Genomic DNA, 14,431 nt, shown 5'->3' with positions numbered 1-14,431 from the left:
AGAGAGGCGGCTGGCCTCCGATCCGCATGAAATGGACCATTCCTTATCAGTGTTGTAGTGAGCCGATCTTCATATCAATCATTCCATGGAGGAATATATGGACCGTCTGGCCGCCATGGAGAACTTCGTCGCAGTGATCGATGCGGGTTCGATCACCGCTGCGGCGAAGCGGCTCGGCGTAGGGCAACCGACGATAAGCAAATCGCTCGCCGCGCTCGAAGCGTATCTTGGGGTGCAATTGCTGGTGCGTTCGACGCGGGGCAGTTCTCTGACGGAAGCCGGGAGGCGTTTCCTCGCGCAGGCGCGCACCACGCTGGACGAAGCGGACGCTGCCGAGGCCGCCGCGCGCGACGAAGCCGCGAACCTGCGCGGTCCGCTCAGGGTTGCCGCCCCGCCCGCTTATGCCAGCGAAGTCATCGTCCCGCGCTTTACCGAATTCAGCGAGCGGCATCCGGATCTGACGCTCGACCTCGTGCTGGATGACAGGCGGGTGGATCTCGTCGGTGAAGGGATCGACCTCGCCTTGCGCGGCGGTTCATTGCAGGACAGCGCGATCATCGCCCGCCGGATCGACACTCCTGCGCGGATCGTAGTGGCTGGGGCGAACTACCTCATCGGACGAGACACGCCCACACACCCGCGCGATCTGCTGACGCTTGACTGGATCGACTATGCGCCGTGGACGGGGCGCAACTGGGTTTTTTCAAAAGGCCAAACGCAAGAACGCGTCACATTTGCACCCAGGCTGACGATCAGCGCCGCCGACGGATTGCGATCGGCGATCCTGCACGGCCTCGGCTGCGCAATCGTGAGCGAGCGGATGGTCCAGCGCGAACTCGGATCGCCGGAATTGGTCAGATTGCTCCCTGACTGGCAACTGGAATCGGGCGAATTATGGCTATGCTCGCCAGCCGGACGACGAATGAACGCCCGCGCCAGAGCGTTTGCCGACTGGCTTGGGCAACTGATACGAGAGTTGCCGAAAACTTAGAGCGTTTTCCGAACACTCCGGATCACCTCGACCGAGTGCGCAAGATCAAAATGTATACCCGATCCCAATCCCGCCGATCAGCTGGTTCGCGCTTCCCTGGATCGAAGTGAACGGCGTATCGGCAGCATCGCCGACCAGTCGCGAATACCCGCCGATACCGTAAATGTTGAACCCGCCGTTTAGCACGTTGCCATCCAGATCCACCGTAAGGATCGCGAGCGCACCCACGCTGTTCAGCCCGCCATCGGCAGTGAACAGCGGAAGACCGCTATCCGCGCTCTGCTGCGGGGTCACGGTGTAATAATAGTCGGCGAAATCATCGTCGACAAAGCTGAGATTGCCCGAAAGCTGCAGCGCCATGCCACGGCCGATCGGGGTAAAATAGCCGACACTCGGTTCTATCAGCATGCCGTTATGCGCGCCGAGGATGTCCCAGCGCACCTGCGTGCTGAGCGAAACCCGGTCACCCCGCTTAAACACGCCGGGAAAGCTCACTCCGCCCTGCGCGCCGACTTCGATCGCGGTTTCGAGGTCTTCGGTAAGCTCGACCACGGGGTCTTCGATGTCCCCGTCGCGATCATTGCGGAACCGGAAGGCGGGGCCGAAGGAAAAGCTGGTTTCAGGCGGCGCGCCGCTGGGCGCCTCCGACAGGAAATCAAGCGCGAAACCGGGTCCGTTGGGGCTCACGCCAATCCCGCCCACTCGCCCCACGATCAAGGGCAAGGGAAAGACGATGTAATTGTCCGAGCCCGAATAGCTGGGCACAAGACCAGCACCGATGCCGACCGTCGCCCATGTCTCGTCAAAGACCGGTTTGCCGCCGGGAAATCCGCCAGGCGGTCCCTGTCGGCCGGCCGTCTGGACGCGCCCCTCTGGTTGCGAGGCCTCACTTTGCGCAGGCACGGCTTCCGCCTCACCGTCCGTTACCGATAGGTCGAACTCATTGTCCTCCAGCGTGGCGGTTTTCGCCGCCGCGGGCACCGCAATCGCGAGACAGAGGGCAAAGGGCACAATCGGTGCGAGAAAGCGTGGGCTGGACATTCGGGATCGCTCCTTTGGACAAGGATCGCTTTTACGACCCGGCACGTTAATGAACGCTGGCGTTTCAGGTTCCACAGTTACTCGCCCGGAAGCGCGCCGGATGCGGCGAAATTCTCTCGGCCTGTCAGTGACATTGCCCGGCAGCGCCCGTTCGCCTAGGGCCAGCGACGAATGACCGACTCACATTTCGATATCGCAATCGTTGGCGGCGGCCTTGCCGGCGGATTGATTGCTCTTGCCCTCCATCAGCACCGCCCCTTCCTCCGCCTTGCCCTGATCGAAGGAGGCAGTGTGCTAGGCGGGAACCACCGCTGGAGCTGGTTCGAAAGCGACCTCGACAAGGCAGGCAGGGCGCTGCTCGCCCCAATCAAGCAGACGGCATGGGACGAGGGCTACGACGTTCGTTTCCCGAAATATTCCCGCACGCTCGAAACCGGCTATCGATCGATGTCCTCGGTGGATTTTCACACAGCGCTGTCCCGCCTGCTGCCTGAAGGCACGCTGCAACTGGGCCGCCGTGCCGCGTCGCTTGACGCAAGCGGCGTCGATTTCGACGACGGCACGCGAATTGGTGCAGGCACGGTGATCGACTGCCGCAGCTTTGCCCCGAGCAAGCATCTGCGGGGCGGATGGCAGGTGTTCGTCGGTCGCCACATGCGCCTGCCAGACGACCATAACGTCCATCGGCCGGTCATAATGGATGCCGCCGTCGATCAGGTCGCCCCGCACGGCAATGGCGGGGCCTACCGTTTCGTTTACGTCCTGCCGCTCGGCGAGAAGGACGTGTTTGTCGAGGACACTTATTACGCCGACGAACCCTTGATCGACCGCGCCGCACTTGCCTCGCGCATAGACAGCTATTCGCATGAGCACGGGTGGGACGATCACGCCGTGGTCGGTCACGAAAGCGGTGTGCTGCCGGTGCTGACGGGGGGCGATTTCACCGCCTATCAGGACGAGGTCCGCATTCCCGGCGTCGTGATAGCGGGCGCGCGCGGCGGGTTTACCCATCCGCTCACCAGCTACACCATTCCGATTGCGGTCGGAAACGCGCTGGCGATCGCCGAAAAGGCCGATCTGCCCGCAGACCGCCTCACTGAAATCATGGAATCGCGCGCGCGCCGCCATTGGCGCAGCACCGGATATTACCGCCTGCTGGGGAGGTTTTTGTTCTTCGCGGCGGACCCGGATGCGCGGGTAAACGTATTCCAGAGGTTCTACAGCCTTCGAAAAGGGCTGATCGAGCGATTTTATGCGGCGCGCTCGTCCCGCTTCGACAAGGTCCGCGTCCTTTGGGGGAATCCGCCCGTATCTATTTTTCGCGCGATGACCGCGATATTCAAGCGAGGGAAGCCCCTCAAATCGGAGAAAACGGCATGAACGCCGATATGCACGACACGCCGAGCCTTAACCTTTCTCCGTCGATTGGCGCAGGAAAGGGCATCAATCCCGACATCGCGAAGAAATACGCAGGCAAGACCGCCTGCGTGATCGGCGCGGGCTTTGGCGGGATGGCGCTGGCAATCCGGCTGCAATCAGCAGGCATCATGACCACTGTGGTGGAAAAGCGCGACAAGCCGGGCGGGCGCGCGTATTTCTGGGAAAAGGACGGCTTCACCTTCGATGCAGGCCCCACCGTCATTACCGACCCTCCCTGCCTGAAGGAACTGTGGGAGCTGACCGGCCACGACATCGCCGACGATGTCGAACTGATGAAGGTCCACCCATTCTATCGGCTCAACTGGCCCGATGGCACGAATTTCGATTACTCGAACGACGAAGAGGAACTGAACGCCGAAATCGCCAAGCTGAACCCGGACGATGTCGTGGGCTATCAGCGTTTCCTCGAATATTCCGCCGAAGTGTTCGAAGAAGGCTATGTGAAGCTCGGTCACAAGCCGTTCCTCGATTTCAAATCGATGCTGAAGGCCGCACCCGCGCTGGTCAAGAAGAGGGCGTGGCGCAGCGTCTACGATCTCGTATCGAGCTACATCAAGGATGATCGCCTGCGCGAGGCGTTCAGTTTCCATACGCTGCTGGTCGGCGGCAGTCCGATGAAAACGAGCTCTATCTACGCGCTGATCCACAAGCTGGAAAAGGACGGCGGCGTCTGGTGGGCGCGCGGCGGGACCAATCGCCTCATCGCCGGAATGGTGCGTCATTTCGAACGGCTCGGCGGGACCATGCGCCTCGCCGACGGCGTGAAGGAAGTGCACACACTCGGGACCAAGGCGACCGAGGTCGAGACCGAAAGCGGGTGGAAGCAGCGCTTCGATGCGGTCGCCTCCAATGCCGACATCATGCATTCGTACAAGGACTTGCTGGGCAATTCCGAACGCGGCAAGAAATACACCAAGTCCTTGAACCGTAAAAGTTATTCACCCTCTTTGTTCGTCGTTCATTTCGGGCTCGAAGGGGCGTGGCCCGGTATTGCGCATCACATGATCCTGTTCGGCCCGCGCTACAAGGGGCTGGTCGACGACATCTACAAGCACGGCGTATTGCCGCAGGATTTCTCGATTTACCTGCACCACCCGACCGTGACCGATCCAAGCATGGCACCTGCGGGCAAGAGCACGTTCTACGCGCTCGTACCCGTCGCGCACATGGGCAAGATGCCGGTCGATTGGGATCAGGTCGGACCCAAGCTGGAAAAGGCGATCCTCGACGAGATCGGACGCCGCCTGATCCCCGACATTCACGACCGCATCGTAACCAAGTTCAGCTATGCGCCGAAGGATTTCAAGCAGGACCTCAACGCCCATATGGGCAGCGCGTTCAGCCTGGAGCCCGTGCTGTGGCAGAGCGCCTATCTGCGCGGCCACAACCGCGACGATGTGATCGACAATTTCTACCTCGTCGGCGCGGGCACTCATCCAGGCGCGGGCATCCCTGGCGTCGTGGGCAGCGCGAAAGCGACCGCGGGCCTTGTGCTGGAGGACTTGGCGATTAAAGCGACCGCATGAGCACGATGAAACGCATCGCCGTCTATTGCGGCTCCGCCTCTCCCGAAGACCCGCGCTATCTTGAACTCGCCCGCGATGTCGGCACCGGCCTCGCCGAGCGCGGGATCGGTGTTGTCTATGGCGGCGGCAGGCTCGGCCTGATGGGCGCGGTGGCCAAGGGCGCGAAGGATGCGGGCGGCGAGGTTGTCGGCGTCATCCCGGAAGCGCTGGTGAATTCCGAGGTCGCCAACCACAATTGCGACGAGCTCATCACGGTAACCGGCATGCACCAGCGCAAGCAGCGCTTCACCGACCTCAGCGATGGCTTCGTCACCATCCCGGGCGGGGTCGGTACCATGGATGAACTGTGGGAAGCGATGAGCTGGGCGCAGCTTGGCTATCATTCCGACCCGGTCGGCCTGCTCAATGCTTTCGGGTTCTACGATGACCTGATCCGGTTCAATGCGAAGATGGCGGCGGTTGGCTTCGTGCGTCCCGCGCACCAGAACATCCTCATTTCGGCCGACACGCTCAGCGAACTTCTCGCCAAGATGGAAAGCTACAAACCGCACACGCCGATCTTCAAGATGAAGGCCGAGGAGCTGTAAGGCCTTGTCAGAGCCAATACCCAGCCAACCCGCGCCCTCCGGAGCGGCACAGTAAATGAACGTCGATGCCGAACAACGGGCCGCTCTGGTCGATCACGCGCACCGCGTCATCAAGCACGGATCGCACAGCTTTTCCGCCGCATCGCGCCTGTTCGATGAGCAAACCCGCGAGCGCGCCTGGCTGCTGTATGCCTGGTGCCGGCAGTGCGACGATATCGCGGACAATCAGGTAATGGGCGGCGAACTTGGCGATCAATCCGATCTGGAGGATCGGCTGATGCTGATCCGCGGGCTCACCGACAAGGCGTTTGCAGGCGAGCGCACCGGAGACCCGGCTTTCGACGCGCTCGGCGTGGTGTCGCGCGAATGCGGCCTGACCCGCGCAATGGCAGAAGATGTGATTGCGGGCTTCGCGCTCGACGCGGAAGACTGGCGCCCGCGCACCGAGGCCGACATGATGCGCTATTGCTATCATGTGGCGGGCGCTGTCGGCGTGATGATGGCGGTGATCATGGGCGTGGACCCGCGCGATCAGGATACGCTCGACCGCGCAAACGATCTTGGCCTCGCTTTCCAGCTTTCGAATATCGCGCGCGACATCGTCGAGGATGATGCGGCCGGTCGCTGCTATCTCCCCGCACTCTGGCTGGTTGAACAGGATATCGAGCCGGGCCAGCATACCAAGCCGCATCACCGCGAAGAGCTCGCCGAAATGGCCGCGCGCCTCGTCGATCTCGTCGAAAAGCACGAGGCTGCAGCGCGTGTCGGCGCGGCCCGCCTTCCCTTCCGCAGCCGCTGGGCGGTGCTTTCCGCCGCGCGCATTTACGGCGCGATCGGTCGCAAGGTGCGCGCGCGCGGGACCGAGGCGTGGAATTCGCGAACCTATGTGCCGCGCTGGGAAAAGGCATGGCACGGTGCACGCGCGTTTCTTTCCGCGGCGATCAACCGGGAAAAACACCCCGACGGGCCGATCACCTGGGGCATCAGGGATTTCCGGCCCGCCCCGGCCTCTCCTGCGAAGGCTTGAAGCGGAGCGCCTGCTGGCGTAGCGCTTCAGGCCATGAGAGGACTATCAGCACTCGCAGCCATCGCGCTGCTTTTCGCCGCCCCTGCACACGCCAATCCCGCCGACGAGGGTGCCGAACAGGCCCGCGTGATAGAGGCTGTCCAGGCGTTCATGGCCGGATTCAACGCAAAAGATACGGAGGCGATGGCGACCCACTCCATCGACTGCGCAACCGTGACGGTCATCGAAGAGCAGGACGGCGAGGACCGGCTGCGGACCCAGCCTCTCGAAGTGCTCATCGCTGGCATCTCGGCGGCGGATGCCGATATCGAAGAACCAATCTGGGATATGACGGTGATGCAACAGGGCCCCGTCGCAACGGTGGTGGCGAATTTCGATTTCCTTATCGACGGCATGCGGTCGCATTGCGGCACCAACGTCTTCAACCTCGTCCGGGTCGACGGTGAATGGAAGATCGCAGGCATCGCCTACAGCCATATCGAGGAAGGCTGTCTGGGGGCGCCTGAGGAATGATGAAAAAGCTCCTCATCGCCAATCGCGGCGAGATCGCCTGCCGGATCATCCGCACTGCGCGCGCCATGGGGATCGCAACGGTCGCGGTCTATTCCGATGCCGATGCCAAGGCGCTGCACACGCGCACGGCAGACGAGGCGGTGCATATCGGCCCCTCACCCGCGGCGGAAAGCTATCTGGTGGGCGAAAAGATCATCGCCGCGGCCAAGGAAACCGGCGCGGATGCGATCCATCCGGGGTATGGCTTTCTGTCAGAAAACGTCGATTTCGCGCAGGCCGTGATCGACGCAGGGCTTACCTGGGTCGGGCCTAAGCCGGAGAGCATTCGGGCGATGGGTCTGAAAGATGCCGCCAAGCAGCTGATGATGGATGCAGGCGTGCCGGTCACGCCCGGCTATCTGGGCGAGGACCAGTCGGTCGAGCGCCTGAAATCAGAAGCGGACGCCATCGGCTACCCCGTGCTGATCAAGGCGGTCGCAGGCGGCGGCGGCAAGGGGATGCGCAAGGTCGACGCGGCCGAGGACTTCGAGGCGAGCCTCGAAAGCTGCCGGCGCGAGGCCAAGGCCAGCTTCTCCAATGACGAGGTGCTGCTGGAAAAATGGATCACCTCGCCCCGCCATATCGAAGTGCAGGTGTTCGGCGATAGCCACGGCAATGTCGTCCACCTGTTCGAACGCGACTGCTCGCTCCAGCGCCGCCACCAGAAGGTGATCGAGGAAGCCCCCGCTCCCGGCATGGATGAGGCCACGCGCGAGGAAATCTGCGCCGCCGCCGTGCGCGCCGCCAAGGCGGTCGATTACGAGGGCGCAGGCACGATCGAATTCATCGCCGACGCAAGCGAAGGCCTGCGCGCCGACCGCATCTTCTTCATGGAAATGAACACGCGCCTGCAGGTCGAACACCCGGTGACCGAAGAGATCACGGGCGTGGATTTGGTGGAATGGCAACTAAGGGTCGCAAGCGGGGAGGCGATCCCGCTGAAGCAGGAAGAGCTGTCGATTAATGGCCACGCCATCGAAGCGCGGCTTTATGCGGAGGATCCGGCGAAAGGGTTCTTGCCGAGCACGGGGCGGTTGGATCACTTCGCTATAGAAGACTACGGAGCACGATTTGATCGCGGTGTAACTAGGGGCGGGCTCGTTTCTCCATTTTATGATCCAATGATCGGCAAATTGATCGTGCACGAAAGCGATCGCGAAACAGCAATCGATGAGATGCTTAACATGCTGGACCGCAGCATTGTAGCACCGGTGAAAACTAACCTCGGATTTGTCTGGCGGTGTCTGGCAAACCCGGATTTCAGGGCAGGCAATCTCGATACTGGCTTCATTGAGCGCAACATAGAGAGTTTGATCCCTTCAGAAATACCGTCACGCAAAGAGTTGGATTTAGCCGCGGCTGCCCAATGGCACTTGGCTTGGGAGAGCCTTGCGGGCGGAAGTCGAGGATCCTTTGAGTATCGAGAATTGCGCGGCTTTCGAATGAATGCAGAAAGCATGACCGAGGTTACGTTTAGTGGATCGGACGGAAGTGCGCTGGTCGGGAAAGTCACTGCCGAAGCGCGGGCTGCAGCCTTCGACGCCAATTGGAACGAAATCGAGGGAGGAGTGATTTTTCCCTTCCAAGGTACCACCCGTGTACTCTCACGGCGTTTTGACGGTGCAGGCCACGCCTCCGCCGCCGACGGCGCTATCCTCGCACCCATGCCGGGCAAGGTCATTGCGGTCGATGTGGCCGAGGGCGATGCGGTTACGGCGGGCCAACGACTGATGGTGCTCGAGGCGATGAAGATGGAGCACGCGCTCACCGCGCCCTTCGACGGGACGGTCACCGAGCTTTCCGCCAGCGAAGGCGGACAGGTGCAGGTCGAGGCGGTGCTCTGCGTGGTGGAGCCTAAGGGAGAATGATAGTTGCCGCTCTGCGCCAGTCGGTTGCGCAGCAACCGCAAGCCCGACCGGGCGCCCGCAGCGCCGATAGGCGCGAGGATATCGCGCGCCGGATGGCGTGCGGAAAACGAAAATGACGTGGGCCAAAGAACTCGAGGAATTGCGCCAACGCGAAGCGCTCGCCGAAGAAATGGGCGGCGCGGACAAGGTCGCGCGCCAGCACGGGCGCGGCAAGATGGATGCCCGCGCGCGGCTCGTGGCTTTGTGCGACGAAGGCTCTTTCCGCGAGATCGGCAAGATCGCGGGCAAAGGGCACTATAACGAAAACGGCGACCTGACCGGCGTCACCCCCGCCCCCTTCCTGTTCGGCAAAGCCACGATCAATGGACGCCCTGTGGTCGCCACGGCAGACGACTTCACCATTCGCGGCGGCGCAGCGGATGCGGGGATCAGCCGCAAGATGGTGCAGGCCGAAATGATGGCGCACGAGCTAAAGCTCCCCATCATCCGCATGATCGACGGGACGGGCGGCGGCGGCTCGGTGAAGACTTTGGAACAGATCGGGGCGACCTACATTCCCGCCGTGCCCGGCTGGGGCGATGTGGTCGAGAACCTAGACACCGTGCCGGTGGTGGCGCTCGCGCTCGGGCCGACAGCGGGCCTCGGCGCGACGCGCACGGTTGCGAGCCACTATTCGATCATGGTGCGCGGGCTCAGCCAGCTTTTCGCCGCCGGCCCTGCCGTGGTCGATGCCATGGGCGCGCAGTACGAGCAGGCCAAGGATCACGGTCAGGCGAAGGAAGAGCTTGGCGGCGTGGACATCCACACCCGCAATGGCGTCGTCGATGACGAGGTCGCCAGCGAGGCCGAGGCATTCGCCCGCGCGCGGCATTTCCTCAGCTTTATGCCAGAGCACGTTGGCCAGCTCGCGCGGCGCTCGCTCTGCACCGACCCGGTCCATCGCCGCGAGGAGAGGCTACTTAGCCTCGTCCCGCACGATCCCAGACAGGTCTATTCGATGCGTCGGTGCATGGAGATGGTGCTCGACCAAGGCACGGTCTTCGAAATCGGCAAGAACTGGGGCCGCGCGGCCATCACAGCGCTCGCCCGGCTCGACGGCTGGCCCGTCGCGGTGGTGGCGAGCGATCCCAGCTACCTTGGCGGATCATGGGAGGCCAAGACGAGCGAGAAGGTCGAGCGCTTCGTCAAACTCGCCGACCAGTTCCGCCTGCCCATAGTTCACCTCGTCGACAATCCCGGCTTCATGATCGGGCGCGAGGCGGAAGTGGCGGGAACGATCCGCTACGGTGTGCAGGCGATGAACGCGATTTACCGCGCCAGCGTGCCCCTCGCCAGCATCGTGCTGCGACGGGCCTACGGAATTGCGGGCAGCGCCATGAGCAATGCCGATCGGTATCAGTATCGTTTCTGCTGGCCGTCGGGCGACTGGGGCAGCCTGCCTATCGCAGGCGGGCTGGAAGTCGCGTACAAGTCAGAGCTCGAAGCGAGCGATGATCCGGCAGCCGAGCTCGAAGCGATCAAGGAGCGGCTCGCGAAGGTCACCTCGCCGTTCCGCAGCGCCGAGCGTTTCAATGTCGAGGACATCATCGACCCGCGCGACACGCGCCCCTTGCTGTGCGAATTTGCCGAACTCGCGTGGCGGAGGTTGCAAAGCGAGGGCTGATCGGCCCGATGGGACGAAACGGCGACTGCCCGTCCGCAGCGGGCGCAGCTAAAGCTGAGCGTCTAGCGAGCAATCATCATTCAGCAGGCGTTGCGCCCGGTCCCATTTCGTCCTCGGGCGGGCCGAAGAGCTTTCCCTTTTCGCTGAACAGCACCAGCGCGAGGCACACCAATCCGCTGGCAAGCAGCGACAGGGCAAGCGGTTGCGCCGTGCCATCATAGGCGTATCCGATAGCCGCGCCCAAAAGCGCCGCCATCGTCAGGCGTACGAAACCGTGCACGCTGCTCGCCGCGCCTGCGATCGCGAAGAACGGGTTCATGGCGATCGATCCGAAATTGCTTCCGATAAAGCCGAGCAACATCATGTTGATCGCCATAAGCGGCACGAACTGCCACAGCGTTTCGTCCGGCTGGAACGCGAAATAGACCTGGACCGCGGCAACGGCGATGAACGCAATCAGCGCGGTGTGGCTGACCCGGCGCGCGCCGAACCGTTCGACGATGCGCGAATTGGACCAGCTTGCAAGAGCCATCGACCCGGCACAGATCCCGAACACAATCGGGAACAGCTCGCCTGCCCCGAAGGTCTCGGTGATGAGCTGCTGCGATGAATTGATGAAACCGAACAGCGCGCCGAAAACGACCGCGCTGCCGAACACATATCCCACGACGCTCGGCAGGCTGAGCGCGCGGCCCATATTGCGGCCAATAGCCCTCGGACGGATGGGCTGGCGGTGTTCTTCGCACAGGCTTTCCGGCAGGCGAAAATACACCCAACTGCCGATAATGATCCCCTGCAGAGCCATTGCCACGAAAATCGCGCGCCAATCGGCAAACAGCAGGATCAGTTCACCGATGCCGGGCGCGAGCGCCGGGACCATAAGGAAGATCACGAAAATGAGGCTCATCATGCGCGCCATCTTGTCACCGCCGACGCGGTCGCGGATAATGGCTGGAGGCAGCGCAACGATACCCGCCCCGAAAAAGCCCTGCGCAGCGCGGACCGCGATGAGAGCCTCGTATGTCGTCACCATGGCACTGGCGAGCGAAAGCGCGATGTAAACCCCGATCGATCCCAGCAGGATCGGCCGCCTACCGAACCGGTCCGCCAGCGCGCCGGGGACCAGCGCGCCGATCCCTGCGGTGAGCAGGTATACCCCGATCACGAATTGCCGGTTGTTGCCTTCCACGGCGAGCGCGAGAGCAAGATCATCGAGCGCCGGCAGAATGGCGTCGATACCGAAGGCCTGAAGAGCCATCAGCATCGCCATCATCCAGATCAGCTCGGTCTCGCCCAGCGTCTTTTGGTCGCGCGTCGTGCCAGGCCGTGCAGCAGGCGCAGAAGGGGGGGACGTGGTCGCCATCGGCGGCCCTTTGCCTTGAGGCTCGCCGGAAGACCACTGTTCTTTTCGCATGTGCACAAAATCGTCAACCAGGTGGAAAGTTCCAGCAACAGTTTCTTCGAAGGGACCAAGCTCCTATTCTAAGCCAATGGCCGACGCATCGCCCTCGCCTGACGATACCGAAGAAGCCGCCGGGCTGCGCAAGATCATCCATGTCGACATGGACGCATTCTTCGCGAGCGTGGAGCAGCGTGACAATCCGGAATTGCAGGGAAAGCCGGTCGCGGTCGGAGGATCGGGAGGCCGCGGGGTCGTCGCCGCTGCAAGCTATGAGGCGCGCAGGTTCGGCGTCAAAAGCGCCATGCCATCGGTGACCGCCAAACGCCTGTGCCCCGATCTCATCTTCGTGCGTCACCGCTTCGACGCGTACAAGGAGGCCAGCAGGCAGATCCGCGCGATATTCGAACATCACACGCCGCACGTGGAACCGCTCAGCCTGGACGAGGCGTTTCTCGACGTGACCGAAGATCGGCTGGGTATTGGCAGCGCGACGCGCATCGCCGAGCTTATCCGGCAGGAAATCCGCGCCAAGACCAGGCTGACGGCAAGCGCCGGTGTCTCCTACAACAAGTTTCTGGCGAAGCTTGCGAGCGACCAGAACAAGCCCGACGGGGTTTGCGTAATCCGCCCAGGCCAGGGCGCAGACTTCGTCGCCGCGCTTCCAATCCGCCGGTTTCATGGGGTCGGCCCAAAGGCGGAGCAGAAGATGAAGCGACTGGGAATCGAGACCGGTGCCGATCTGGCTGCAAAAGACATCGAATTCCTGCGCGCCAATTTCGGCTCCTTCGCCGATTACCTTTACCGCGCGGCGCGCGGCATCGACCTCAGGCCTGTACGCGCGCACCGGCAGCGCAAATCCGTAGGCGGAGAGCGGACTTTCAGCGACGATATTTCGAGCGGGGCACAGCTGCGCGAGACGCTGGACAACATTGTGGATATCGTGTGGGAGCGCGTGGAAAACGCGAAAGCACGCGGCCGCACCGTCACACTCAAAATGAAGTTCACGGACTTCCAGCTGATGACCCGCGCGAAATCGGTGACGCACTGGGTCGAGGACAAGACGGAGTTCGCGCGGCTCGGGCGCGAATTGCTTGAAGAGGCGCTTCCCTTGCCTATGCCTATCCGCCTGATGGGGCTGACCCTGTCGAACCTCGACCATGGGAAAGACGAACCCGAACGTCCGGCGGACAGCGCGCAGCTCTCACTGCTCTAAGCTGAAGCGGTACCGCGCTTCTTCCACGCACTGATGCGCGCTTTGGTCAGCTTGCCGAGCGGTTCGGGCAGCGAGTGCGACGGGAAGAAGCGCGCCTCCACCACTTCCCGCCTGTCGGGATTGGGCCGGGAGTTGCAGGTTGCAGCGAAAATATGCGCCGTATGCGGCGAACCGGAGAGAACCTCCCGCAATTGGGCGACCTGCTGCAGCGCGCGAACTTCGATACCGAGTTCCTCACGAACCTCCCGGCGCGCGCAATCCTCCGGATCTTCGCCGGTTTTCAGCCCCCCTCCGGGCAGCGCCCACACCTTCGGACCATAGGAATGGCGCAGCAGCAGCACATCGCCCTGCAAATTGGTCACGACCACGCTCACCCCGGCGATCGGCCGTCCCTTGAATTTACGCCAGCGGTGCCGGATCCTGTGCGCAAGCGGCATGATCGCGCGGTGGATCGGAGCGGGAATGAGCCCAATCATCAGGCGAAACAGGTGACAGCGATATCGCCGCGCTCGCGCGCAGCGTTGAGCAAACGGGCAATCGGAAGATCGTTGTCACCAGCCGCGCCCGCTTCGAACACTGCGCGCTTGTCCTCGGACCCGCCAAGCGTGAACAGGATGGCACCGGTATCCAGCAAGGCCGGGAGCGTCAGGGTAATCCGGTCGAACGGCGCGTGCGCGGGCAGCGGATCGGGCGTCAGGCGGCGCACACGCAGAGGATCGTCCGGCTGCGGGTCGGTGTTCGGAAACAGCGAGGCAATATGTCCGTCGGGGCCCATGCCAAGCCATGTGAGCGCGAACCGGGGCGGTCCGCTGTATTCGTTCAGCGCCTGTACTTTTGCGCCGACCGGTTCGAGCAAGGCGCGCATCTTGCCTGTGTTGGAGGCGTCGTGATTCTCCGGCACGATCCGGTCATCGTTGGGCCAGAACACCAGCCGCGGCCAGTCGAGATCGCGCTTCACCAGCTCGGCCAGGATCGGGAACGGTGTCGATCCTCCCGGAATGGTGACCGCGACCGAGCCGTCTGCGGCCTCGAGCGCAGCGTCCAGCCGCGCTTCGAGCCAATCGGCAATCGTGCCGGCCGAGGCGTCGTGAGTGAATGTGATGCGATCCATGCAGCGCGCT

13 protein-coding genes are annotated in these 14,431 nt (G+C 62.8%); 9 read left to right on the top strand and 4 right to left on the bottom strand.

What is annotated here, in order from left to right; translation table 11 throughout:
- Positions 1–97: 97 nt before the first annotated feature.
- A complete protein-coding gene (locus KCG45_RS08195) occupies positions 98–991 on the top strand; it encodes a LysR family transcriptional regulator (protein ID WP_218316784.1) in 894 nt (297 codons plus the stop codon).
- A 45-nt stretch (positions 992–1,036) separates the two neighbouring features.
- Here KCG45_RS08195 and KCG45_RS08190 read toward each other — a convergent pair whose 3' ends face one another.
- The gene (locus KCG45_RS08190; RefSeq protein ID WP_218316783.1) at positions 1,037–2,032 is read right to left on the bottom strand and encodes a MipA/OmpV family protein; all 996 of its coding nucleotides are present in this window, start codon (positions 2,030–2,032) and stop codon (positions 1,037–1,039) included.
- Positions 2,033–2,203: 171 nt separating this feature from the next.
- On the opposite strand from KCG45_RS08190, the gene crtY reads away from it, so the two are divergent.
- The 7 genes from crtY (at position 2,204) to KCG45_RS08155 (ending at position 10,695) form a co-directional block, all read left to right on the top strand.
- Positions 2,204–3,412, top strand: a complete 1,209-nt coding sequence (crtY, locus tag KCG45_RS08185; protein ID WP_218316782.1) for a lycopene beta-cyclase CrtY — start codon at positions 2,204–2,206, stop codon at positions 3,410–3,412.
- Complete coding sequence (locus KCG45_RS08180; protein WP_369410759.1) at positions 3,409–4,998, top strand: phytoene desaturase; 1,590 nt, start codon at positions 3,409–3,411, stop codon at positions 4,996–4,998. Before crtY ends, KCG45_RS08180 begins: the two co-directional genes overlap by 4 nt.
- A gap of 5 nt (positions 4,999–5,003) precedes the next feature.
- On the top strand, positions 5,004–5,585 hold the full coding sequence (locus tag KCG45_RS08175) for an LOG family protein (protein WP_218317593.1): 582 nt from the start codon (positions 5,004–5,006) through the stop codon (positions 5,583–5,585).
- Between the two features lie 55 nt (positions 5,586–5,640).
- Positions 5,641–6,612, top strand: a complete 972-nt coding sequence (locus KCG45_RS08170) for a phytoene/squalene synthase family protein (protein WP_218316781.1) — start codon at positions 5,641–5,643, stop codon at positions 6,610–6,612.
- Between the two features lie 33 nt (positions 6,613–6,645).
- A complete protein-coding gene (locus KCG45_RS08165; RefSeq protein ID WP_218316780.1) occupies positions 6,646–7,125 on the top strand; it encodes a nuclear transport factor 2 family protein in 480 nt (159 codons plus the stop codon).
- The gene (locus KCG45_RS08160; protein WP_218316779.1) at positions 7,122–9,032 is read left to right on the top strand and encodes an acetyl/propionyl/methylcrotonyl-CoA carboxylase subunit alpha; all 1,911 of its coding nucleotides are present in this window, start codon (positions 7,122–7,124) and stop codon (positions 9,030–9,032) included. Before KCG45_RS08165 ends, KCG45_RS08160 begins: the two co-directional genes overlap by 4 nt.
- Positions 9,033–9,144: 112 nt before the next feature.
- Positions 9,145–10,695 carry an acyl-CoA carboxylase subunit beta gene (locus KCG45_RS08155; protein WP_218316778.1) on the top strand — a complete coding sequence of 517 codons (1,551 nt, stop codon included), beginning with the start codon at positions 9,145–9,147 and terminating at the stop codon, positions 10,693–10,695.
- A 76-nt stretch (positions 10,696–10,771) separates the two neighbouring features.
- Here the strand turns inward: KCG45_RS08155 and KCG45_RS08150 are convergent, their stop codons facing one another.
- Positions 10,772–12,058 (bottom strand): multidrug effflux MFS transporter, encoded by a 1,287-nt coding sequence (locus KCG45_RS08150; protein ID WP_218316777.1) that lies wholly within the window; start codon positions 12,056–12,058, stop codon positions 10,772–10,774.
- 127 nt (positions 12,059–12,185) lie between these two features.
- On the opposite strand from KCG45_RS08150, the gene dinB reads away from it, so the two are divergent.
- Positions 12,186–13,310 (top strand): DNA polymerase IV, encoded by a 1,125-nt coding sequence (gene dinB, locus KCG45_RS08145; protein ID WP_218316776.1) that lies wholly within the window; start codon positions 12,186–12,188, stop codon positions 13,308–13,310.
- Here dinB and KCG45_RS08140 read toward each other — a convergent pair.
- Together KCG45_RS08140 and KCG45_RS08135 are read right to left on the bottom strand one after the other, a co-directional pair.
- Entirely contained in the window at positions 13,307–13,786 is a 480-nt protein-coding gene (locus KCG45_RS08140; RefSeq protein ID WP_218316775.1) for an NUDIX hydrolase, read from the bottom strand. The genes dinB and KCG45_RS08140 overlap by 4 nt on opposite strands.
- The gene (locus KCG45_RS08135) at positions 13,786–14,421 is read right to left on the bottom strand and encodes a 6-phosphogluconolactonase (RefSeq protein WP_218316774.1); all 636 of its coding nucleotides are present in this window, start codon (positions 14,419–14,421) and stop codon (positions 13,786–13,788) included. Before KCG45_RS08135 ends, KCG45_RS08140 begins: the two co-directional genes overlap by 1 nt.
- Between the last annotated feature and the right edge of the window lie 10 nt (positions 14,422–14,431).

Origin of the sequence: Erythrobacter ani (assembly GCF_019204025.1) — a bacterium.
GTDB classification, from domain to species: domain Bacteria; phylum Pseudomonadota; class Alphaproteobacteria; order Sphingomonadales; family Sphingomonadaceae; genus Erythrobacter; species Erythrobacter ani.
The sequence above is the reverse complement of the archived record's forward strand: the minus strand, read 5'-3'. Positions and strand labels throughout refer to the sequence as shown.

What these genes read in the sequence shown, in the direction of transcription:
- KCG45_RS08195 (WP_218316784.1), top strand. Translation starts at nt 98, where the DNA reads ATGGACCGTCTGGCCGCCATGGAGAACTTCGTCGCAGTGATCGATGCG.
- KCG45_RS08190 (WP_218316783.1), bottom strand. Translation starts at nt 2,032, where the DNA reads ATGTCCAGCCCACGCTTTCTCGCACCGATTGTGCCCTTTGCCCTCTGT.
- crtY (WP_218316782.1), top strand. Translation starts at nt 2,204, where the DNA reads ATGACCGACTCACATTTCGATATCGCAATCGTTGGCGGCGGCCTTGCC.
- KCG45_RS08180 (WP_369410759.1), top strand. Translation starts at nt 3,409, where the DNA reads ATGAACGCCGATATGCACGACACGCCGAGCCTTAACCTTTCTCCGTCG.
- KCG45_RS08175 (WP_218317593.1), top strand. Translation starts at nt 5,004, where the DNA reads ATGAAACGCATCGCCGTCTATTGCGGCTCCGCCTCTCCCGAAGACCCG.
- KCG45_RS08170 (WP_218316781.1), top strand. Translation starts at nt 5,641, where the DNA reads ATGAACGTCGATGCCGAACAACGGGCCGCTCTGGTCGATCACGCGCAC.
- KCG45_RS08165 (WP_218316780.1), top strand. Translation starts at nt 6,646, where the DNA reads ATGAGAGGACTATCAGCACTCGCAGCCATCGCGCTGCTTTTCGCCGCC.
- KCG45_RS08160 (WP_218316779.1), top strand. Translation starts at nt 7,122, where the DNA reads ATGATGAAAAAGCTCCTCATCGCCAATCGCGGCGAGATCGCCTGCCGG.
- KCG45_RS08155 (WP_218316778.1), top strand. Translation starts at nt 9,145, where the DNA reads ATGACGTGGGCCAAAGAACTCGAGGAATTGCGCCAACGCGAAGCGCTC.
- KCG45_RS08150 (WP_218316777.1), bottom strand. Translation starts at nt 12,058, where the DNA reads ATGGCGACCACGTCCCCCCCTTCTGCGCCTGCTGCACGGCCTGGCACG.
- dinB (WP_218316776.1), top strand. Translation starts at nt 12,186, where the DNA reads ATGGCCGACGCATCGCCCTCGCCTGACGATACCGAAGAAGCCGCCGGG.
- KCG45_RS08140 (WP_218316775.1), bottom strand. Translation starts at nt 13,786, where the DNA reads ATGATTGGGCTCATTCCCGCTCCGATCCACCGCGCGATCATGCCGCTT.
- KCG45_RS08135 (WP_218316774.1), bottom strand. Translation starts at nt 14,421, where the DNA reads ATGGATCGCATCACATTCACTCACGACGCCTCGGCCGGCACGATTGCC.